Source organism: Nocardia sp. NPDC058244 (assembly GCF_042882065.1).
GTDB lineage: Bacteria > Actinomycetota > Actinomycetes > Mycobacteriales > Mycobacteriaceae > Nocardia.
On sequence record NZ_JBHVWX010000012.1, the window covers coordinates 59,599 to 79,105 of the forward strand.

The window sequence follows — 19,507 nt, forward strand, 5'->3', positions numbered from 1 at the left end:
GGTGAGACGGGTTCGTGAGGAAATCAGCGGCGGCGGTCGGTGAGCCAGGCCAGCGGGCGCCGATGGTGCGGTCGCGCCCGGTTCTCCCAGCGCGGGTTGTCCTCGTCGCGCCGGTAGACCGGGATGCGGCCCGCGACGGTGAAGCGCAGATCGCGTGCCGTGCCGACGACTTCACCGTCGGCGGCCACCGGGACGGGGAAGTGCAGGGCGATCGACAGCTCGTGCATCTGCCGTTCGCCGTAGACCCGGCTGTGCCCGATCGCGGCCAGCATCAGCGCGATGACGGCCCTGGTGCGGGAGAAACGGACGTCGGCGCGCAGCCAGCGGACGTCGAGCAGGCCCTCGTCCAACCGGGAGCGGAAGGCAGGGACGGCGCCGTGCGGGTGATACGGACCGTTGCCCACGAACAGGAACCACAGATCGTGCCAGCGGTCGTCGATCCGGATGCGGGTCGGCTCGGCCCGGCGCAGCATGACGATCAGCGCCGCCGCGAACGCGGGCCACTTGCCCCAGCGGTCCTCCCACTTCTCGCGCAGGCGGACCAGGTCGGGGTAGGCGCCGACGCTGGCGGTGTTGATCAGGTAGTGAGTGCGCGGACCGTCGGCGGTCTCGAATTCCACTGCGGCGATATCGACTTCGACCGCTTCACCCGCGCCGGTCGCGTCCACGACCTCGCGCAGGTCGTAGACGCCGAGGTCGCGGGCGAAGTGATTGAGCGTGCCCGCCGGGACGACGACGAGCGGCAGCTTGTTGCGCAGGGCGACGGCCGCCGCGGCGGCGATGGTGCCGTCACCGCCCGCCGCGCCCACGGCGACGATCGACGAGTCGATGGCCTCCTGGAGCAACTCGACGGCGTCGCGGCCGGGCTCGGTGTGCAGCAGGGTGGCCGCGGGCAGCGCCTCGGCGATATCGGCGGTGGGGTCGTAGGTGGAGTCGCCGGAGCGCGGATTGATCAGCAGCAGCAGACCTTTGCCGTCGACCAGCACGGGCACGTCGCGCACCACGTGCGCCTCGGCTTCGTCGGATTCGCGGATCGGCCACCAGCGGCGGGTGGCCAGCGCGACGCCGGTGCCGACGGCGGCGCCGACGAGCACGTCGGACGGCCAGTGCGCGCCGGTGTGGACGCGCGAGTAGGCGACGGCCGCGGCCACGGGCGCGACGGCGAGCGCGGTCCGCGGGCTCTCCAGGGCGACCGCGGTGGCGAAGGCCGCCGCGTTGGCGCTGTGCCCCGACGGGAACGACGACGACACCGGCGCGTCGATCAGGCGCCTGCCGTGCGGCATGAGCTCGGCCGGTGGTCTGCGGCGCGGGATCAGCGACTTCAGCACCAGATTCACCACGAAGCTCGACCCGGCCAGCGCGATCACCCCGCGCATGGCGGCCCGCCGGGGCTGGCCGGGCTTCAGCGCCAGCACCGCCGCCGTGGCCAGCCACAGGCCGCCGGTATTGGCCGACTTGGTCAGCCGCAGCATGCCGCGGTCCACCGGGGACTCCGGGATCCTGGACACCGTCTGGCTCAGCGTCCGGTCCATCCGGGAGACTCTGCGGAACCTGCGGCCGGGCATCTCACTCACGGCCACGACCTTACCGCCGTTGCCCGGCATCGGCTTTCGCCGAAGCCGGAGCCGACCGCCACGATCGCGACGCCGGGACCGGCGCGGATGCCGGTGCTCGCGCCCGCGCGCGGAGGTTCGCGCGGTTCCGGCCGGGACCGATAAGCTCTCGCCCATGACCGACAACGCGCTGCTCGAGGGCCCCATCCACGCTGTTCACGTCGAGCTCGGAGCCACCTTCGCGCCGTTCGGCGGGTGGGAGATGCCCGTGCAGTACGGCGGCACCGTCGGCGAGCACACCGCCGTGCGCACCACGGTCGGGCTGTTCGATGTCAGCCACCTCGGCAAGGCGACGGTCGCGGGCCCGGGCGCGGCGGCGTTCGTGAACTCGGCGCTGACCAACGACCTGGCCCGGATCCGCCCCGGCAAGGCCCAGTACACGCTGTGCTGCGCGGCCGACGGCGGGGTGATCGACGACCTGATCGCCTACTACGTCAGCGACGACGAGGTGTTCCTCGTGCCCAACGCCGCGAACACCGCGGCCGTCGTCGCCGAATTGCGCAAGGTGGCGCCCGAGGGCATCACGGTGACCGACGAACACCGCGACTACGCGGTCTTCGCCGTGCAGGGCCCCAAGTCGACCGAGGTGCTGGCCGCGCTCGGCCTGCCCACCGACATGGAGTACATGGCCTACGCCGACGCCGACTGGGACGGCCGCCCGGTGCGGGTCTGCCGGACCGGCTACACCGGCGAGCACGGTTACGAGCTGCTGCCCCGCTGGGCCGACGCCGAGGCCGTGTTCCGCGCCCTCACCGCGCAGGTCGTCGCCGCGGGCGGACAGCCGGCCGGGCTGGGCGCGCGTGACACCCTGCGCACCGAGATGGGCTACCCGCTGCACGGCCACGAACTGTCCCTCGACATCACCCCGAACCAGGCCCGCACCGGTTGGGCCGTCGGCTGGAAGAAGCCGGAGTTCTGGGGCAAGGCGGCGCTCGAGCAGGAGAAGGCCGACGGCCCGCGCCGCACCCTGATGGGGCTGAAGGCGCTCGATCGCGGCGTGCTGCGGCAGGGCCAGACCGTGCTGCGTGACGGCGAGCCGGTCGGGGAGACCACCTCGGGGACGTTCTCGCCGTCGCTGAAGGTCGGCATCGCGCTGGCCCTGCTCGACACCACCGCGAAGCTGGAGCCCGGCGACGAGGTGGAGGTCGACGTGCGCGGGCGCAGGCTGCGCTGCGAGGTGGTCAAGCCGCCGTTCGTCGACACCAAAACCAAGTAATTCCGCGCAATGGATAGGATCGCATCATGACAGTCGCTGCACAGTTCACTCGTATTCCGCATCCGGCGCCCGTTTCGGCGCAGCGGCGGGAAGAGGTACTGGCGGCCCCCGGTTTCGGGCGGTTCTTCACCGATCACATGGTGTCGATCGACTACGCCGACGGCGCGTGGGGCAACGCGCGCGTCGAGCCCTACGGCCCGCTCTCGATGGACCCGGCGACCATGGTGTTCCACTACGGGCAGGCGATCTTCGAAGGACTCAAGGCCTACCGGCAGCCCGACGGCAGCATCGCCACCTTCCGGATCGACGCCAACGCGGCGCGCTTCCGCCGCTCGGCCGCCCGGATGGCGATGGCCGAACTGCCGGAGGAGCTGTTCGTCGAGTCCGTGCGTCAGCTGCTCGACGTGGACGCCGACTGGGTGCCCGCCGCCGGCGGCGAGGACTCGCTGTACCTGCGTCCGTTCATGTTCTCCACCGAGGCGGGGCTGGGCGTCAAGCCCGCGGCGGCCTACAAGTACCTGCTGCTGGCCTCGCCGGCGGGCGCGTACTTCCCGCGTGGCGTGAAGCCGGTGCGGGTGTGGCTGTCCACCGAGTACGTGCGCGCGGCTCCCGGCGGCACCGGTGAGGCGAAGGTGGCCGGCAACTACGCCGCCTCGCTGCTGGCCCAGGCGCAGGCCACCGAGAAGGGCTGCGACCAGGTCGTGTGGCTCGACGCCTGCGAGCGCCGCTACGTCGAGGAGATGGGCACCAACAACCTGTTCTTCGTCTACGGCACCGGCTCCGAGGCCCGGCTGGTGACCCCGGAGCTGTCCGGCTCGCTGCTGCCCGGCATCACCCGCGACTCGCTGCTCACCCTGGCCGCCGACTCCGGCTACCCGGTCGAGGAGCGCAAGGTCTCGGTCGAGGAATGGCGCAAGGGCGCCGAATCCGGCGAGATCAGCGAGGTCTTCGCGTGCGGAACCGCCGCCGTGATCACCCCGGTCGGCTGGGTGCGCTCGGCCGACGGCGAGTTCAGCATCGGCGGCGGTGAGCCCGGCGAGGTAACCATGGCGCTGCGCGACACGCTGACCGGCATCCAGCGCGGCACCTTCGCCGACACCCACGGCTGGCTGCGCACGGTCTAGGCACTCTCGACACAAGGAGCGGGTCCCCGAGGGGACCCGCTCCTTTGTTCTGTCGGTCAGCCCGGCATCAACGCTTGCCATTGCTGGAGGGTCTGCGGGCGCAGCACGTAGTTGTTGTCGCGGATCGAGGACAGCTCGGCGCTGGGCTCCTCGGAGTACCAGTGGCCGGGGTAGACGACCGGGTTGCCGTCGAGGGCGGCCAGGTGGCGCAGGCTGCGGAACATCTCGTCGGAGTCGCCGCCGGGGAAGTCGGTGCGGCCGCAGCCGTCGACGAAGAGGGTGTCGCCGGAGATCAGTCGGCCGTCGAACAGGAAGCACTGGCTGCCCGGGGTGTGGCCGGGGGTGTGCAGTAATTCGATCTCGAGCGCGCCGACCTTCACCTTGTCGCCGTTGTCGTGGCCGGTCAGCTCGCTCGGGGCGATCCCGGTGGTCTGGGCGACCCAGTCCAGTTCGTGCTTGTTCACATGCACCGCGACGCTGGTCTTCTCCAGCAGCTCACGCACGCCGCCGAGGGTGAAGCCGAGCATGGTGCCGCCGACATGGTCGGGGTGGTGGTGGGTGGCGAGGACGCCGGTGACGGTCATGCCGTCGGCGGTCGCGACGTCGACCAGGTCCGATGCCTGGTAGGCGGGATCGATCACGACGGTCTCGCCGGTCTCCCGGTCGCCGATCAGATACGCGAAATTGCGCATCTGCGTGGCGATCGGATCGCCGACGGCGTAATCCCGGCCGGACAGCAGCTGGCGGAAGTAGAGGCGCTCGGAAGACATGTCAACACTGTATTGCCACCGGTGTGCTGGGGGAGCACCCGAGTACCGATGAGCGGACGGTCTGTGCGACCACACAACGGTCGCCGCCCCGAACTTGTGACCAATGCAGGTTTCACATCCTCGGGTGCCGGCCTAACCCGTGAGCGAGAACCCAACGGCCGCAAGTGAAACAGTGATCTCGACGACAGCGCCGAGCACATCGCCGGACAGCCCGTCGAAGCGGCGGACGCAATGCCGGGTGAGCGGGACCGTCAGCGCGAGCACCGCGACGGCTACCAGCGGGCCGAGCCAGAGATTGGCTGGGATCGCGAACACCGCCGCCGCGACGGCCAGGATCGGCCAGCTCAGCACCGGCGCGAGCGGCTGGGTACCCGCTACCAGCGTGCCGAAGCCGGAGTCGGGTGCCGCCCCGACGCCGCGACGGCAGGCGAGCACGACCGCGACCCGGCCGAGGACGACGGCCAGCACGATCGCGAACCACCGGTGCTCGTCGGCCAGCGCGGCGAAGGCGACGGCTTGGATCGCGATGGCGAAGATCAGCGCCGCCACCCCGAACGGTCCCGCGCCGCCGGACTTCATGATCTGCCTGGCCCGCTCGGGCGGACCGTAGCTGCCCAGGCCGTCGACGGTGTCGGCCAAACCGTCCAGATGCATGCCCCGCGTCAGCAGGGCCAGTAGCCCGACGGTGAGCAGCCCGGCCAGCAGCGTGGTCAGTCCGGCCGCCACCGACAGGCGCATCGCCGCGGCGGCCAGCCCGCCGAGCAGCAGGCCGACCAGTGGGGCGAGCGCGATAGCGTGCCTCGCCGCGCGGCGGTCGACGGTGTCCGGCCCGGTGACCGGAAGGACAGTGAGCCAGGAGACGGCCAGGCGCACGCTGTTCACGACGTGCCGAGCGGCCGAAGCGAACGGGTGGCCGCCGGGAGTCCGGCTCGGCCATCGCCCGGCGCGCCGGTGCGAGTCGCGGGCCGATCCCCAGCGCGATGGCACGACCGGCTCGGCAGGGACGCCGTCGACGCCGGGTTCACTTGCTCAGGTCGACGGAGTCCGGCTCGTCGGCGGTGCTGACGCCCGCGTCGGCGAAGGTCGACATCTCCGCGAGGGTGGCGACGGCGGCGCGCAGGATCGGCAGCGCGGTGAGCGCCCCCGAACCCTCGCCAAGGCGCATATCCAGGTCGACCAGCGGTTCCAGGCGCAGGTGCTTCAGCGCCAGGTCGTGGGCGGGTTCGGTGGAGCGGTGCCCGGGCAGCCACCATTCCTTGGCGCCCGCGGCGAGGTCCTCGGCGACCAGGGCGGCGGCGGTGACGACGACACCGTCGAGCACGACCGGCGTCCGGCGGTTCGCGGCCTGGGCCAGGAACCCGGCCATGGCGGCGAAGTCGGCGCCCGCGGCGACCCGCAGCAGGTCGACCGGATCGGTGGCGACCGGCCGGGCCCGGCGCATGCCGTCGCGGATGGCGGCGACCTTGCGGATCCAGCCCGCGTCGTCGACACCGGTGCCACGGCCGACGGCGGCGACCGGCTCGGTGCCGGTCAGGGTGGCGATCAGGACGGTGGCCGGGGTGGTGTTGCCGATGCCCATGTCGCCGGCGATCAGCAGGTCGGCGCCCGCGTCGATCTCCTCGTCGGCGATCGCGCGGCCCGCGGCCAGCGCGGCGGCGACCTCGTCGTCGGTGAGCGCGTCTTCGCGGTCGATCGCGCCGCTGCCACGGTGCACCTTGTGCTGGGACACCGACGGATCGGTGTCACCGGCGACGGCGATATCGGCCACCCGGACCGTGGCTCCCGCGACGGCGGCGAGCGCGTTGACGGCCGCCCCGCCGGCCAGGAAATTCGCGACCATCTGCCCGGTGACCTCGCTCGGATACGCCGAGACGCCGTGCTGGGCGACGCCGTGATCCCCGGCGAACACCACGACCCTGGCCCGCTCGAACTGCCGGGGCGGGCACACGCCCTGGCAGGCCGCGATCCAGTTGCCGAGGGTCTCGAGCCGTCCCAGCGATCCGGCCGGTTTCGTGAGCTGCGTCTGACGCTGCTCGGCCGCCGCGCGGACCTGCGCGTCCGGGGCCGCGACCGGTCCGAATCCGTGTGTCACTTGCAAGCCTTTCGACAGGGGTGCCGGGTGTTCGACGCTCATCTTGCCCGGATCACGGTGTGTCGCGCCGACCGACCCGGCTCATTTCAGCCGGACCGGCAGCCCGGCCACGATCAGGAACGCCTCGTCACACACCCGCGCCAGGTGCTGGTTGAGCGTGCCGATCTCGTCGCGGAACAGCCGGCCCGAGCGGGTCGCCGGGATGACACCCATCCCGACCTCGGGCGACACGATCACCAGCCGCTGCCGGTAGGACGCCACGGCCGCGACGAGCGCGTCGCAGTCGGGGGCGACGGTGCCGCGCGGTGCGTCCCAGGCGGCGCGGGCGTCGAGGCGGGCGGTGAGCCAGGTGCCGATGTCGTCGAGCAGCGTCGCGGGCGCGGCGGTGGTGAGAACCGTTGCGGGCTCGGCATTCTCGACGGTCGTCCAGTGCGCGGGGCGCCGGTCGCGGTGTCCGGCGATCCGGGCGGCGAAGTCCGCGTCGGCCGGATCGAGCACGGCCGTGGCCAGATAGCGCACCGTGTCGGCGTCCGCCAGCAGGTTCTCGGCGAAGGCCGACTTGCCGGAGCGGGCGCCGCCGAGGACGAGGGTGCGGACGGGCGCGGCGCTGGCTGACATGCCAGCACGGTAGCAATCAGTGGGCGCCGAGCGCGTCGAGGATCAGCGGGCGGGCGGTGGTGATCGACTGCTGCCAGTACGGCCAGGTGTGGGTGCCGGTGCCGAAGTCGACCCGCGCGGGGACGCCGAGCGCGGTAGCGCGTTCGCGGAAGACGCTGGCCGCGATCAGCGCGAATGCCTCGATGCCCGCCGCGTTGATCGTGTTGCCGACGCCGTTGGACACGTCCAGTGGGCCCGGGACGCCGTTGCCCGCGGTGACGTAGATCGGCAGCCCGCGCAGCCGCTCGACCTGGACGGTGGCGTCGTTGCGGCTCCACGCGGGATCGCCCGCGGCGCCCCACATGTCGTCGATGTTGAACCCGCCCTCGTCGAGCATGGCGGCGCGCATGGCCTGGTTCCACATCGGATAGGTCGGGTTGAGGAAGCCGGAGAACGCTCCGGCGAAGCGGAACTGGTCGCGATGATGGGCGGCCAGGGTCAGCGCGGCATTGCCGCCCATGGAGACCCCGACGATCCCGTTGTTCGTGCGCGAGACGCCGTAGCCGGCCAGGAAGTCGGGGAGCTCGCGGGTGAGGAAGGTTTCCCACTTGTAGGTCGTGGCTTGCCGATTGGTGCTGCTCGGGCGGTACCAATCGGTGTAGAAGCTGGAGTGCCCGCCGACCGGGAACACCAACGTCACGTCGTCACCGGCGAACCGGCGCAGCACATCGGTGTCGGTGGTCCACTGGCTGTGATCGGCGGGCGCGCGCAGTCCGTCGAGCAGATACAGCGCCGAACTGCCGCCCCGCGCGGCCCACTGCACCTGCACCCGGACCGGTCCCATGCTCGACGGCACCACCAGCTCTTCGAAACCCCCTGCGGGAGCGCGCATCACCGGCGCGGTGCGCGGTCCGGCGGCGGCCGTGGCCGTGCCGATCGACGACAGGACCACGGCCGCCGTGACGACCGCCAGCGCTCTTCTCAACACCGACCAAGCTGACCAGCCGCACGATCCCGGGGTCAAGCCGATTCCGCAGGTCGACGACTGCGCGGTGCCCGGGACTGTGCGGCCTCACAGCCGCCGGATCAGCCGGTCCGGCGGGCCGAGTGATACGGGCGGCAGCCGGTGATGGTCCGGCCGTCGTCGCTGAATTCGAGGAATACCCGCCAGAGTTGACGCACCCGATGATCGGCCCACAGCCCCCGGGTCGGGGTGATGCGGTAGAACACCTGCTGGCCCTCGTCGGGGAGTTTGACGTTGTCGTAGAGGGACAGGTCGGCCAGCCACGGGAACTGCTCGAAGCTCAGGGTGACCGCCCGCTGGATCTCGGCGGGATCGGTGACCAGGGTCGCCCGGCCCTGGATCTGCACCGAGCGGATCTCCCCGCGCCCGGCGAACCCGCCGGGCGGCAGATGGCTCACCACATAGCCGACATTCGGATTGTGCTGCATCTGCGCGTGTTTGCGATTGAACTGGAAGGTGTGCATGTAGGCGATGAGGCCGTCGGCGGCGATGTGCATGGCGGAGGTCGACGGTGCGCCGTCGGCGTCGACGGTGGCCAGCGCGGCGAGTTCCTCCGTGCGGAGCAGGTCGGTGATGGCGTCCTGGACGGCGGCGATATCGGGTTCGTCGCGGCTCACGGCGCACCGATCCCGAGATCGGCCAGCACGGCCAGGGCGGCGGCCCTGGCCCCGCCGGTGACGCCCTGGCCGGGATGGGTGGACGGCCCGACGAGGTAGAACCCCTCGGCGGGCAGCCGGTAGCCCATGTTCGGCAGCGGCCGGAAGCCCATGAACTGGAACAGCTGGCAGCCGAAGTGGCCGGGATCGCCGTCCACCCACGCCTCGTTGTAGCGGGCCATGTCGAGCGGGCTGTGCACCACCCGGGCCAGGACCTGGTCGGGGCCGATATTGGTGGTCATGGCCGCGAAGGTGGCGAAGACCTCGTCGAAGATCTCCTCCTTGCGGCTGTCCCACTCACCCTCGGCCAGCTCCATCGGGGCGTAGCCGAGCAGGTAGAGCGTGTGATGGGGAGCGGGCGCCCTGGTCGGGTCCCAGCGGGTGGCGGCCGAGATCGTCGGGATGGTGTGCACCGGCTCGCCGTACTTGAGCCGGTCGAAGGTGCGCAGCAGGTCGGGCAGGTCCAGCGCGACCTCCTGGAACCCGGCGTCGGTGACCTCGGGCCCGGCGCGGAACTCGGGCGCCTCGCTCAGCACCAGGTGACCGGCGACGAGGCGGAAGCTCGCCGGCTTGATCCGGTCGACCTTGCGTTCCCACTCGGCGCCGAAGCGGTGCTCGACCAGCGCGGGCAGCTGCTTGATGTTGAGGTCGGCCAGCACGGCGCGGCGCGCGGTGTACTCGCTGCCGTCGGCGCAGCGCACCCCGGTGACGCGGTCACCGTCGAAGTGGAACCGCTCGACCTTCGCACCGGTCCGGACGCTGCCGCCGTACTCGCGCAGCGCCGCGGCCAGCGCGTCGGACAGCGACTGCGAGCCGCCGACCGCGAAGCCCATCCCGTAGCGGTGGATGAACGGCACCATCAGCAGCAGGAACGCGCCGGTGCCGCCCTCGTCCGGCGCGATCAGCAGCTCCGAGACCCACCGGCACAGCGCCGCTTTGACTTTCGGATGCTCGAACCACTCGTGGCAGACGTCGAGGTAGCTCATCATCAGCACCCGCATCGTCTCCTGCCCGATCTCGGACTGCTCCAGCTGCGCGAACAGCGCGCCCAGCGGTGCGGGCGGGGTGAACATCGCGGGCAGCAGCTGGTCGAGCAGCGGGCTGGCGAATTCGTAGAACCGCACGTAGTTCTCGGCGTCGGCGGGGGAGATCCGCGCGATCGTCTCGGCGGTCTTGTGCACGTCGTGGTGGAAGGCGATGTAGTCGCCGTCGGGGAACACCACCGACATGCTGGGGTCGGGGTAGACGTAGCTCAGGCCGTGCCGGGCCAGCAGGCCCAGTTCGTCGTCGCGGATCATCGGGTTGCCGTGGATGAAGATGTGCGCGGCGGCGTGCAGGTCGTGCCGGTGCCCCGGCAGGGTCACCGCCTCGCTGACGACGCCGCCACCGATCTCCGACTTCGCCTCCAGCACAACCACATCCAGACCGGCCTTGGCGAGGTAGGCCGCCGCGGTCAGGCCGTTGTGGCCTGCCCCGACCACGATCACATCGTGTTCAGGCATGCTGGGCCCCCAGTCCGAAGCCGCCGTCGATGTCCCAGATCGAGCCGGTGACGAAACCGGCCACGGCGGAGTCGAGCAGGGTGAGCACCGGCGCGGCCACCTCGTCGGCGGTCGCGATGCGCTTGATCACGTTCGTGGCGACGACACCTTGCTCGAGCCCGGGAATCGCCGCGGCGCCCGCCCGGAAGCCCGGCGTCTCGGTGATCCCGGCGCACACGCCGTTGACCCGGATACCCATCGGGCCCAGCTCACTGGCCCACGTCGGCACCAGATACTGCAGGGCCGCCTTGGTGGCGCCGTAGACGCCGGTGCCCGGCCCCGGCTTGCGGCCGATGGACGACGAGATCACCGCGATCGCGGCCCCGGACTGCTTGGCCAGCGCCGGTGCCGCCGCGGCGACCGTGGCGATGGTGCCGCGCAGGTTGACATCGATGACGCGGTTCACCTCGTCCATGGGCTGGGCGAACACCACGCCCGGAATCAGGATCCCGGCATTGCACACCAGTAGGTCCAGCCCGCCGAACTGCCGCTCGGCGTGGTCGACGGCCCGGTGCGCGGTCGCCGGGTCGGCGATGTCGCCGCTGATCCACGCCGCGGCGGGGCCGAGCGCGCCCGCGGCCTCGGCCAGCGCCTTCTCCCGGCGCCCGGTGAGCACCACCTGCGCGCCCTCGGCGACCAGTGCCGCCGCGATCGCGTAGCCGATGCCTTCGCTCGATCCGGTGATCAGAGCGGTCCTACTGTCGAATCGCATGGTTCTCCTGTGTTGAGCCGGTCCGGCGCCACTGCACGACGCGGCCGTTGTCGGGGGAGGTTCGGAGGGTGAGCAGGCCGTCGGCCAGCTCGGCGAGGCGGACCTGTTCCGCGCCGACCCAGTCGGCGCGCGAGCTGACCAGGATGTGGTGGCGCAGGACGCCGTCGTCGATGCGCCAGCGGCCCGCGTAGCCCATGTAGCCGGGCTCGCCCGGACCGGTGCGCATCATGGCGACCGAGAGATGGCCGCACGCGGTATAGGTCAGGAAGCCGGCGGGCTCGGGGCCGAGCGGGCCCGCGATCGGCGCGCCGCCCGCGTCGGTGTCGTGGAAGGACGCCAGCCGCCAGGTGCCGATCAGGTCGGCGGAGCTGGGCACGGCCTACCGCCAGCCGCGGGGGTCGCGAAATCTGCTGTAGGGCAGCTCGGCCGGCCGCGCCGAGAGCGGCTCGTCCGGCTCGTCACCGGCCAGGAAGGCGACGGCGACGGCCGCGATCACGTCTTCGCTCAACTCGAACCCGGCCTCGGCCGGCGCTGCGTACTCGGACATCGGTGTGCTCCTGAACTACTGGGGTGGGTTGCCGTGTTTGCGGACGGGGGGTTCGGCGTGCTTGGCGCGCAACATGATCAGCGATCGGATGAGGACCGCCCTGGTGTCGGCCGGGTCGATCACGTCGTCGACCAGCCCGCGCTCGGCCGCGTAGTAGGGGTGCATGAGCTCGCGCGCGTAGCGGGCGACGAGCTCGGCTCTGGCCGCGGCGGGATCGTCGGCGGCGGCGATCTGCTTGCGGAAGACCACGTTCGCCGCGCCCTGGGCGCCCATCACCGCGATCTCGTTGGTCGGCCAGGCCAGGGCCAGATCGGCGCCGACACTGCGCGAATCCAGCACGATGTAGGCGCCGCCGTAGGCCTTGCGCAGCACGATCGAGATCCGCGGGACGGTCGCGTTGCAGTAGGCGTAGAGCAGCTTGGCGCCGTGCCGGATGATGCCGCCGTGCTCCTGCCCGACCCCGGGCAGGAAACCGGGGACATCGAGCAGGGTGATCAGCGGGATGTTCATCGCGTCGCACATCTGGACGAATCGCGCGGCCTTCTCGCTGGCGGCGATGTCGAGCGTGCCCGCCAGGCACTGCGGCTGGTTGGCCACGAAACCGACGGTGTGGCCGTCCATCCGCGCCAGCGCGATGACGACATTGGCCGCCCAGCGCTCCTGGATCTCCAGATACGCGCCGTCGTCGGCGATCTCGGCGATCACCGCGCGGACGTCGTAGGGCGTCGTCCCGGTCTCGGGGACGAGCTCGGCCAGCGCCGGGCAGCGCCGCTCGACCGGGTCGTCGGTCGGCACCACCGGGGGCAGCTCCCGATTGTTCTGCGGCAGGAACGACAGCAGGTAGCGGACGTCGGCCAGGCAGCCCGCCTCGTCGTCGTGCACGAAGTGCGCGACCCCCGAGCGTTCGGCGTGCACGTCGGCACCGCCGAGGCCGTCGCGGGTCACCGTCTCCCCGGTGACGGCGGTGACGACATCGGGCCCGGTGATGAACATCTGCGCGGTGCCCCGCACCATCAGCACGAAATCGGTCAGCGCGGGCGAGTAGGCCGCCCCGCCCGCGCACGGCCCGAGCATGACGCTGATCTGCGGAATGACCCCCGAGGCCGCGGTATTGCGCCGGAAGATGCCGCCGTAACCCGCCAGCGCGGCGACCCCCTCCTGGATCCGCGCGCCCGCCCCGTCGTTCAGCGAGACCAGCGGCGCGCCCGCGCTGATCGCCAGATCCATGACCTTGTGGATCTTCTCGGCGTGCGCCTCGCCGAGGGCGCCGCCGAAGATCCGGAAGTCGTGGGCGTAGACGAACACGATCCGCCCGTCCACGGTGCCCCAGCCCGCGACCACGCCGTCGGTGTAGGGCCTGCTGTGCTCGAGGCCGAACCCGGTGGCCCGATGCCGGCGCAGCGGCTCGAGTTCGGTGAACGAATCCGGATCGAGCAACAGCGCGAGGCGTTCGCGCGCGGTGAGTTTCCCCCTGCCGTGCTGTCGCTCGGTGGCGGTGGGATCCGGGCCGGTCGCGGCCAGCTCCTTGCGTAGGCGCAGTTCGTCGAGCCGGGGGATGTCGCCGTCGCCGGCGGGCACGAACGGGAGCGTGTATTCCTCGGTCACAGCGGTGTCCTCTCTCCGTCAGGCCGCGGCCCGGTCGAGCAGGCAGGTTTCGAAGAAGGCCAGCGCGCTGGTGTGATACGCGCGGGCCGCCCAGCCAAGGCTGATGTTGTGGCCCGCGCGCGGCACCCTGGTCAGGCCGCGCCGGGGCGCCCCGCGCAGCATCGCGACCAGGTCGGCGAGCGCGGCGTCGTCGGTGCGCCACCACCGTTCCTGCTCGGCGAAGCTGAACCGCACCGGGATCCGGATGCGATCGGCCAGCGCGGCGAAGGTCTGCGGCCAGGCCGCCGCGTCGACCAGCTCCTGGATCGGCGGCGAGTCGACCGTCGCGCCCGCCCGGGCGAAGGTGCCGGGCGGGTACAGCTGCAGGTCGCCCCAATTGCGTTGCCAGGCTTTCGATTCCAGCGAGTCCTCGGCGTAGAGGTGACCGCAGCCGGAGACGTCGACACCGAGGAAAGTGGTGTTGTCGGTGGCCAGGGTGAGGGCCAGCTTCCCGCCGAAGGAGTGCCCGAGCAGGAAGACGCCGGCCCCGATCTCGTTGCCCGCGGTGAAATCGGCCAGCCCCGCCCGGATCGTCTCGGCCTGCTCGGCCAGCGACTGCCCGTCCGGCAGGGCGTCGGCGGAGTCGCCGTAGCCGGGCCGGTCCAGCGCCAGCACCGCGTAGCCGAGCCGGGTGGCGGTGCTGAGCAGCGAGACGTCCGGATGGGCACGCCCGTGGAAGTAGCCCGCCGACATCCCCGCCCCGTGCAGGGCCAGGACGGTCGCCCGCGGCAGGGCCAGGGCGGGCGTACTGAGCAGCCCGGACAGCGGAATCCCGGCCGCGTCCACGGTGATCCGGTGCACGCCGGGGGACAGGACCGCCGAGCGTGCCTCGGCGGAGCTCATGACCGGTCCTCGGCGAAGGTCTTCGCGTGCCGCAAGGTGGCCAGGCTGTTGGTGCTCAGCGCCCGCTGCACGTACGCCCGCGCGGCGGCGACATCGGCGTCGGGACCGAGCACGGCGGCGATGTTGTCGGTGTTGAGCACCACGCTGTGCTGCGAGGACACCGCGACGCCGTCGGCGTGCGGCCGCACGGTCCAGTAGCCGGTGTGCAGCGTCATCAGCGCGGGCATGGTGATCTGCTTGTAGGCGATCGTGTGGTGCGGCAGGACGATCCGGTACGACATGGTGCGGTGCTGGGAACCGTCCACCGCCACGGTGTCCATCGCCAGCGACTGCATGCCGGGCCCCGGCTCGATCAGCTCGACCCCGGCCACGTGCGGCAGCCGCTCCGGCCACAGATGCGCGTCGCTGATGAACCCGAACACGTCCTCGGCGGTGCCGGCGACCGCCACCGTGTCCTCGAACGAGAACGCGGAGTCGGCGCCCGCGTCCCCGAGCTCGATACTGCGTTTGAGCGCGGCCAGCTCGGTGCGCGAATTGCGGTCGACCACCTGATCGATCCAGCCGAGCTGATCGGCCGAGACCGCCTCGTAGTCGTGCAGCAGGCGCACGTGGCTGTAGTTCTCGGTGAGCGTGTCGACGATCCAGGTGCCGCCCATCGCCGCGATCGGCGGGCTGCTGACCTCCTGCCGGAAGTCGATGCGCCGGTGCTCGGGATCGAGCACCCGCCGCGACACCCAGTGCTTGACGCTGTCGGCCGCGGTGGCCCAGATCCGGATGCGCTGGTCGCGCTCGTCGTTGTCCAGGTAGTCGGCGAAGATGGTGGGCGGGAACAGCTGTGGCCAGTTCCGCACGTCGGCCAGCAGGCGGTAGACGGTGTCGGCGGGCGCCGCGATCTCGATCGAGTGCTCGGCGCGGCCGGTGCCGGAGGTGGTCATGATCGTTGCCTCTCAGTAGTTCCCGAGTCCGCCGCAGACGTTCATCGCCTGGGCGGTGATGGACGCGGCGGTGTCGGAGGCCAGGTAGCCGACCAGGCCGGCCACCTCCTCCGGCGTGCAGTAGCGGCCGAGCGGGATCTTGGCGGTGAACTTCGTCATCACCGCGTCCTCCGAGGTCTGCTGCAGCGCGGCGTAGTTGCGCCGGACCTGCTGGGCCATCGGCGTTTCCACATAGCCGGGGCACACCGCGTTGACGGTGATCCCGGTCGGCGCGAGTTCGTTGCCCAGTGCCTTGGTGAAGCCGACGACGCCGTGCTTGGACGCCGAGTACGGCGCGCCGAGGACCACCCCCTGCTTGCCCGCGGTGGAGGCGATGTTGATGATCCGGCCGCGGCTGCGGTGCCGCATCCCGCCGGTGTTGAGCACCTCCCGCGTCATCCGGAAGACGCTGTTGAGGTTGGTGTCGATGACGTTGTCCCAGATCTCGTCGAGCAGATCGGCGGTGACCCCGCCACCGCTGATGCCCGCGTTGTTGACCAGCACGTCGACCGGGCCGAACCGGGTGGTGGCGGCCTCGACGAACTCGCGCACCGAGTCCCCGGAACGCACGTCGACGGCGCTGCCCGCCACCTCGAGACCGGCTTCGTGCAGCTGCTTGACGGTGGTGGTGACGTTCTCCGCGGTCCGGGCGCCGAGGTAGACCCGGTGCCCGTTCGCGGCGAGCAGCCGGGCGACGGCCAGCCCGATCCCGCTGGTCGCGCCGGTGACCACTGCGTGCGATTGCGACATGACGACTCCTGCTCAGGGGGTGCGGACGGGGACGAGGGCGTTCACCGCGGCCAGGAAGGCGCGCGGCGTGGTGGCTTCGATGACGGTCGAATCGTCGAGCGTCACCCCGAATTCGCGTTCGACGCGGCTGGCGGTCTCGAGCATCGCGAGCGAGTCGTAGCCGAGGTCGTCGAAGGTGAGGTCGAGGATGCCCGTGTCCAGGTCGACGTTCTCGGGCTCGCCGGAGCCTTCGAGCAGGATCCGGGTCAGGTCGTCGAGGGTGAATGTCATGGGAGTGCCCTTCCTTCGGGAGCGGTGAGAACCATGGCGGCGTTGAAGCCGCCGTAGCCGCGGGCCAGGACGAGGGCGGCACGCATCGTCGCGCGCCGCGCCCCTCCGACCACCAGGTCCAGCGGTGTGCCGGAGTTCGGTGCGACGTTGATGGTCGGCGGGATCGCGCCCGCCTCGATGGCGAGCAGCGCGGTGGCGACGTCGAGCGGTCCCGCGCCGGAATACAGCCGTCCGGTCATGGTTTTCGGCGCCGTGACGGGGACGCCGCGGTGGCCGAAGACGGCGGTGATCGCCTCGGCCTCGATCCGGTCGGGCTCGGGCAGGCCCGCGGCGTCGGCGAACACCACGTCGATGTCGTCCGGGCCGAGCCCGGCGTCGGCGAGCGCGCGCTCGATCGCGGCGCGCAGGCCGGGCTCGCGACCGGTGTGCGGGGCCGGGTCGAAGGTGGCCGCGTACCCGGCGATCTCGCCGTAGCTGCGGGCCCCGCGCGCCGTGGCCGCGTCGGCGGATTCGAGGATCAGGATCGCCCCGCCCTCACCGGGGACGTGCCCGGCGGCCCGCTCGTCGAACGGCAGGTAGGCGGTGGCGGGGTCGGTGCCGGTGTGCAACTGCCCGCTGGTCCACAGCGCCGCCCAGCCCCACGGGCACAGCGTGGCGTCCATCGCGCCCGACACCATCAGCGCGGTCCCGCGCCGAATCTGCCTGCGGGCGTGCGCGATCGCGTCGAGCCCGCCCGCCTGGTCGCTGACCACCACGCCGCTGGGCCCTTTCATCCCGTGCCGAATGGAGATCTGCCCGCTGTTGACCGCGTAGAACCAGGCGAAGGACTGGTAGGCGCTGACGAAGCCGCTGCCCTTGCTCCACAGATTGCCGAGTTCCTTCTGGGCGAACTCGAAGCCGCCCGAGGACGCGGCGGTCAGCACACCCATGTCGAAGTCGGCCAGCGCGGCGGTGTCGACCCCGGCGTCGGCCAGTGCCCATTCCGCGGCGACCAGGGCCAGCCTGGTCACCTGATCGGTCTGCGGTAGCAGCCGATTCGGCAGGTGCGCCTTGGGATCGAAGTCGTCGATCTCGCCCGCCAGGGTGGCCGGATAGCCCGCCGGGTCGAACCGGGTGAGCCGGCCGATGCCGCTGTGGCCCGACCGCACCGCGTCCCAATACGGTCGCGTGCCGAGGCCGTTCGGCGCGGTGATGCCGAGGCCGGTGACGACTGTCCTGGTGTCCTCGCGTACCGCGCCGCTCATGCCGGGGCTCCCGTCGGGGTGGTGAGCACCATGGCGCTCTGGAAGCCGCCGAAACCGCTGCCGACGGTGAGTACCGTGTCGGTGCGGTGCTCACGGGCGGTGAGCGGCACGTAGTCCAGATCGCATTCGGGATCGGGGGTGCGCAGATTCGCCGTCGGCGGCACCACGTCGGCGCCGATCGCCAGCACCGAGGCGGCGATCTCGATGGAGCCGATCGCGCCGAGCGAATGCCCGACCATGGATTTGATCGAGCTCACCGGGGTCGCGTAGGCGTGCGCGCCCAGGCTGCGCTTGAACGCCGCGGTCTCGTGCCGGTCGTTCTGCTTGGTGCCCGAGCCGTGCGCGTTGATGTAGTCGATCGCGTCGCCGGGCAGTCGCGCCTCGCGCAGGGCCACGCGGATCGCCTCGGCCATCTCCACGCCGTCCGGCCGCAGCCCGGTCATGTGATAGGCGTTGGCGCGGGTGGCGTAGCCGGCGATCTCGGCGTAGATGTGCGCCCCGCGCCGCCGGGCGGCCGAGAGTTCCTCGAGCACGAACAGGGCGGCGCCCTCGCCGAGCACGAAGCCGTTGCGCGAGCCGTCGAACGGGCGCGAGGCGGACTCGGGCTCGTCGTGGCGCGGGGTGGTCGCCTTGATGGCGTCGAAACAGGCCATGGTGATCGGCGAGATCGGCGCGTCCGAGGCGCCGGTGATCATGACGTCCACCGACCCTTCGGCGATGAGCTGGGCGGCGTAGCCGACCGAGTCGAGACCCGAGGTACAGCCGGAGGACACCACCGTGGCCGGGCCCTGCGCGCCGACGGCGTGCGCCACCTCGGCGGCGAACGAACCAGGCGACAGATGGTGGTAGAGGTGCTGGTCGGCGTACTTCTGGTCGACCAGGTGCAGCCGTCCGCCGTTGCTGATCACCCGGTAGTCCTGCTCGAGGCGCATGGTCGCGCCGACCGCGCTGCCCAGCGCCACCCCGATCGCGTACGGGTCGATCGCGTCGAGTTCGAGCCCGCTGTCGGCGACGGCGCCGCGCGCGCCGACCACGGCGAACTGCGCCGCCCGATCGAGCCGGTGCACCTCGTGCGGGGTCAGGCCGTGCTGCTCGGGATCGAAGTCGACCTCGGCGGCGACCCGGGACCGGAACTGGTCGGGATCGAAGAAGCTGATCCGCCGGGTGGCGGTGCGGCCCGCGGTGAGCAGTTCCCAGAACTGCTTGGTGCCGACTCCGCCGGGGGCGATCACCTCCATGCCGGTGATGACGACGCGCCGGGTGTTCATCGTGCCTCCCAGTGGTAGAAGCGGTGCGCGACCGCGTCGGCCGGCTTGCGCCAGGTGGCCGGGTCGTATTTGTCGATCAGGGGGTCGAGGTCGTCGCAGATCTGGATGAAGCGCGGGTCGGCCTGCTTCCAGGCCTGCGCGATCACTTCGCCGCCGTCCGGGGTCTCGAAGTCCTGCAGGTGGAAATAGACGCCGCCGCAGGCGAACAGCTGTCGGCGCCGGGTGCCCATCCGATGCGGCACCTCGGTGGTGTCGAAGTCGGCGAACAACCGGGCGACCCGGGGGCGGCGCGACGGGACGAGCCGGTTCACCACGAGCGTGCTGTACATCGCCGGGTGCACCGGGCCGGGCAGCCAGTGGTAATACCGCTCGGCCGTCGGCACGGCGGCGTCGAAGACGGTGACCTCGGTGCCGAGATCGGGGCCGTCGGGGACACCGGCCAGCGGTACGTCGCTGTCGACGACGTGCACGAGCAGGTCGGTGTGATAGTGGAACAGCTGGCGCCGAACGATTTTCGCGTCCGAGGCGGGTGCCGCTCCGTCGTAGTCGGCGTAGGCGGCGGCCAGCCGATCCCGCGCCGCGGTGGTGGTCGTTCGGGCGACCGTGACTGTCGTATGCATCC

Annotated in this window: 21 protein-coding genes; 2 read left to right on the forward strand and 19 right to left on the reverse strand. The window is 71.5% G+C overall.

Features of this window, described 5'->3' with window-relative positions:
• Positions 1-23: 23 nt before the first annotated feature.
• Positions 24-1,565 carry a phosphatase PAP2 family protein gene (locus ACFVW6_RS31205; RefSeq protein ID WP_355280176.1) on the reverse strand — a complete coding sequence of 514 codons (1,542 nt, stop codon included), beginning with the start codon at positions 1,563-1,565 and terminating at the stop codon, positions 24-26.
• 163 nt (positions 1,566-1,728) lie between these two features.
• On the opposite strand from ACFVW6_RS31205, the gene gcvT reads away from it, so the two are divergent.
• The gene (gcvT, locus tag ACFVW6_RS31210; RefSeq protein ID WP_378833370.1) at positions 1,729-2,829 is read left to right on the forward strand and encodes a glycine cleavage system aminomethyltransferase GcvT; all 1,101 of its coding nucleotides are present in this window, start codon (positions 1,729-1,731) and stop codon (positions 2,827-2,829) included.
• Positions 2,830-2,855: 26 nt separating this feature from the next.
• Positions 2,856-3,953, forward strand: coding sequence for a branched-chain amino acid aminotransferase (locus ACFVW6_RS31215; protein WP_355279991.1), 1,098 nt, complete (start codon positions 2,856-2,858; stop codon positions 3,951-3,953).
• 56 nt (positions 3,954-4,009) lie between these two features.
• On the opposite strand, the gene ACFVW6_RS31220 is transcribed toward ACFVW6_RS31215, so the two are convergent.
• From ACFVW6_RS31220 to ACFVW6_RS31305, 18 genes are all read right to left on the reverse strand, one after another.
• A complete protein-coding gene (locus tag ACFVW6_RS31220; RefSeq protein WP_355279993.1) occupies positions 4,010-4,723 on the reverse strand; it encodes an MBL fold metallo-hydrolase in 714 nt (237 codons plus the stop codon).
• 132 nt (positions 4,724-4,855) lie between these two features.
• Positions 4,856-5,605: an adenosylcobinamide-GDP ribazoletransferase gene (locus ACFVW6_RS31225; RefSeq protein WP_378833366.1), complete on the reverse strand. Its 750-nt coding sequence runs from the start codon at positions 5,603-5,605 to the stop codon at positions 4,856-4,858.
• A gap of 139 nt (positions 5,606-5,744) precedes the next feature.
• Positions 5,745-6,857, reverse strand: a complete 1,113-nt coding sequence (gene cobT, locus ACFVW6_RS31230) for a nicotinate-nucleotide--dimethylbenzimidazole phosphoribosyltransferase (RefSeq protein ID WP_378833364.1) — start codon at positions 6,855-6,857, stop codon at positions 5,745-5,747.
• Positions 6,858-6,896: 39 nt separating this feature from the next.
• Positions 6,897-7,433 carry a bifunctional adenosylcobinamide kinase/adenosylcobinamide-phosphate guanylyltransferase gene (locus ACFVW6_RS31235; protein ID WP_378833362.1) on the reverse strand — a complete coding sequence of 179 codons (537 nt, stop codon included), beginning with the start codon at positions 7,431-7,433 and terminating at the stop codon, positions 6,897-6,899.
• Between the two features lie 16 nt (positions 7,434-7,449).
• Entirely contained in the window at positions 7,450-8,397 is a 948-nt protein-coding gene (locus tag ACFVW6_RS31240; RefSeq protein WP_378833360.1) for an alpha/beta hydrolase, read from the reverse strand.
• Between the two features lie 101 nt (positions 8,398-8,498).
• On the reverse strand, positions 8,499-9,053 hold the full coding sequence (locus ACFVW6_RS31245; RefSeq protein WP_378833358.1) for a pyridoxamine 5'-phosphate oxidase family protein: 555 nt from the start codon (positions 9,051-9,053) through the stop codon (positions 8,499-8,501).
• Entirely contained in the window at positions 9,050-10,594 is a 1,545-nt protein-coding gene (locus tag ACFVW6_RS31250) for a phytoene desaturase family protein (RefSeq protein ID WP_378833356.1), read from the reverse strand. Before ACFVW6_RS31250 ends, ACFVW6_RS31245 begins: the two co-directional genes overlap by 4 nt.
• A complete protein-coding gene (locus ACFVW6_RS31255) occupies positions 10,587-11,345 on the reverse strand; it encodes an SDR family NAD(P)-dependent oxidoreductase (RefSeq protein WP_378833353.1) in 759 nt (252 codons plus the stop codon). Before ACFVW6_RS31255 ends, ACFVW6_RS31250 begins: the two co-directional genes overlap by 8 nt.
• Entirely contained in the window at positions 11,329-11,721 is a 393-nt protein-coding gene (locus ACFVW6_RS31260) for a lipocalin-like domain-containing protein (protein ID WP_378833351.1), read from the reverse strand. Before ACFVW6_RS31260 ends, ACFVW6_RS31255 begins: the two co-directional genes overlap by 17 nt.
• A gap of 3 nt (positions 11,722-11,724) precedes the next feature.
• Positions 11,725-11,892 (reverse strand): hypothetical protein, encoded by a 168-nt coding sequence (locus tag ACFVW6_RS31265; RefSeq protein ID WP_355280018.1) that lies wholly within the window; start codon positions 11,890-11,892, stop codon positions 11,725-11,727.
• A gap of 15 nt (positions 11,893-11,907) precedes the next feature.
• Positions 11,908-13,497 (reverse strand): acyl-CoA carboxylase subunit beta, encoded by a 1,590-nt coding sequence (locus ACFVW6_RS31270; RefSeq protein WP_378833347.1) that lies wholly within the window; start codon positions 13,495-13,497, stop codon positions 11,908-11,910.
• Positions 13,498-13,515: 18 nt separating this feature from the next.
• Positions 13,516-14,379, reverse strand: coding sequence for an alpha/beta hydrolase (locus ACFVW6_RS31275; protein WP_378833345.1), 864 nt, complete (start codon positions 14,377-14,379; stop codon positions 13,516-13,518).
• Positions 14,376-15,314 carry an aromatase/cyclase gene (locus ACFVW6_RS31280; protein WP_378833342.1) on the reverse strand — a complete coding sequence of 313 codons (939 nt, stop codon included), beginning with the start codon at positions 15,312-15,314 and terminating at the stop codon, positions 14,376-14,378. Before ACFVW6_RS31280 ends, ACFVW6_RS31275 begins: the two co-directional genes overlap by 4 nt.
• A 12-nt stretch (positions 15,315-15,326) precedes the next feature.
• Positions 15,327-16,103, reverse strand: coding sequence for a 3-oxoacyl-ACP reductase FabG (gene fabG, locus ACFVW6_RS31285; protein WP_355280029.1), 777 nt, complete (start codon positions 16,101-16,103; stop codon positions 15,327-15,329).
• A gap of 12 nt (positions 16,104-16,115) precedes the next feature.
• Positions 16,116-16,373: an acyl carrier protein gene (locus ACFVW6_RS31290; RefSeq protein WP_357349306.1), complete on the reverse strand. Its 258-nt coding sequence runs from the start codon at positions 16,371-16,373 to the stop codon at positions 16,116-16,118.
• Positions 16,370-17,617, reverse strand: a complete 1,248-nt coding sequence (locus tag ACFVW6_RS31295) for a ketosynthase chain-length factor (protein WP_378833339.1) — start codon at positions 17,615-17,617, stop codon at positions 16,370-16,372. Before ACFVW6_RS31295 ends, ACFVW6_RS31290 begins: the two co-directional genes overlap by 4 nt.
• Positions 17,614-18,885: a beta-ketoacyl-[acyl-carrier-protein] synthase family protein gene (locus ACFVW6_RS31300; RefSeq protein ID WP_355280036.1), complete on the reverse strand. Its 1,272-nt coding sequence runs from the start codon at positions 18,883-18,885 to the stop codon at positions 17,614-17,616. Before ACFVW6_RS31300 ends, ACFVW6_RS31295 begins: the two co-directional genes overlap by 4 nt.
• Positions 18,882-19,505 (reverse strand): TcmI family type II polyketide cyclase, encoded by a 624-nt coding sequence (locus ACFVW6_RS31305; RefSeq protein ID WP_378833335.1) that lies wholly within the window; start codon positions 19,503-19,505, stop codon positions 18,882-18,884. Before ACFVW6_RS31305 ends, ACFVW6_RS31300 begins: the two co-directional genes overlap by 4 nt.
• Positions 19,506-19,507 lie beyond the last annotated feature (2 nt).

Bases quoted from the DNA above. Each gene is read 5' to 3' on its own strand.
- ACFVW6_RS31300 (WP_355280036.1), bottom strand. From the start codon at position 18,885: ATGAACACCCGGCGCGTCGTCATCACCGGCATGGAGGTGATCGCCCCC.
- ACFVW6_RS31220 (WP_355279993.1), bottom strand. From the start codon at position 4,723: ATGTCTTCCGAGCGCCTCTACTTCCGCCAGCTGCTGTCCGGCCGGGAT.
- ACFVW6_RS31235 (WP_378833362.1), bottom strand. From the start codon at position 7,433: ATGTCAGCCAGCGCCGCGCCCGTCCGCACCCTCGTCCTCGGCGGCGCC.
- ACFVW6_RS31275 (WP_378833345.1), bottom strand. From the start codon at position 14,379: ATGAGCTCCGCCGAGGCACGCTCGGCGGTCCTGTCCCCCGGCGTGCAC.
- ACFVW6_RS31280 (WP_378833342.1), bottom strand. From the start codon at position 15,314: ATGACCACCTCCGGCACCGGCCGCGCCGAGCACTCGATCGAGATCGCG.
- fabG (WP_355280029.1), bottom strand. From the start codon at position 16,103: ATGTCGCAATCGCACGCAGTGGTCACCGGCGCGACCAGCGGGATCGGG.
- ACFVW6_RS31205 (WP_355280176.1), bottom strand. From the start codon at position 1,565: ATGCCCGGCCGCAGGTTCCGCAGAGTCTCCCGGATGGACCGGACGCTG.
- ACFVW6_RS31305 (WP_378833335.1), bottom strand. From the start codon at position 19,505: ATGCATACGACAGTCACGGTCGCCCGAACGACCACCACCGCGGCGCGG.
- ACFVW6_RS31255 (WP_378833353.1), bottom strand. From the start codon at position 11,345: ATGCGATTCGACAGTAGGACCGCTCTGATCACCGGATCGAGCGAAGGC.
- ACFVW6_RS31215 (WP_355279991.1), top strand. From the start codon at position 2,856: ATGACAGTCGCTGCACAGTTCACTCGTATTCCGCATCCGGCGCCCGTT.
- ACFVW6_RS31295 (WP_378833339.1), bottom strand. From the start codon at position 17,617: ATGAGCGGCGCGGTACGCGAGGACACCAGGACAGTCGTCACCGGCCTC.
- gcvT (WP_378833370.1), top strand. From the start codon at position 1,729: ATGACCGACAACGCGCTGCTCGAGGGCCCCATCCACGCTGTTCACGTC.
- ACFVW6_RS31290 (WP_357349306.1), bottom strand. From the start codon at position 16,373: ATGACATTCACCCTCGACGACCTGACCCGGATCCTGCTCGAAGGCTCC.
- ACFVW6_RS31250 (WP_378833356.1), bottom strand. From the start codon at position 10,594: ATGCCTGAACACGATGTGATCGTGGTCGGGGCAGGCCACAACGGCCTG.
- ACFVW6_RS31265 (WP_355280018.1), bottom strand. From the start codon at position 11,892: ATGTCCGAGTACGCAGCGCCGGCCGAGGCCGGGTTCGAGTTGAGCGAA.
- cobT (WP_378833364.1), bottom strand. From the start codon at position 6,857: ATGAGCGTCGAACACCCGGCACCCCTGTCGAAAGGCTTGCAAGTGACA.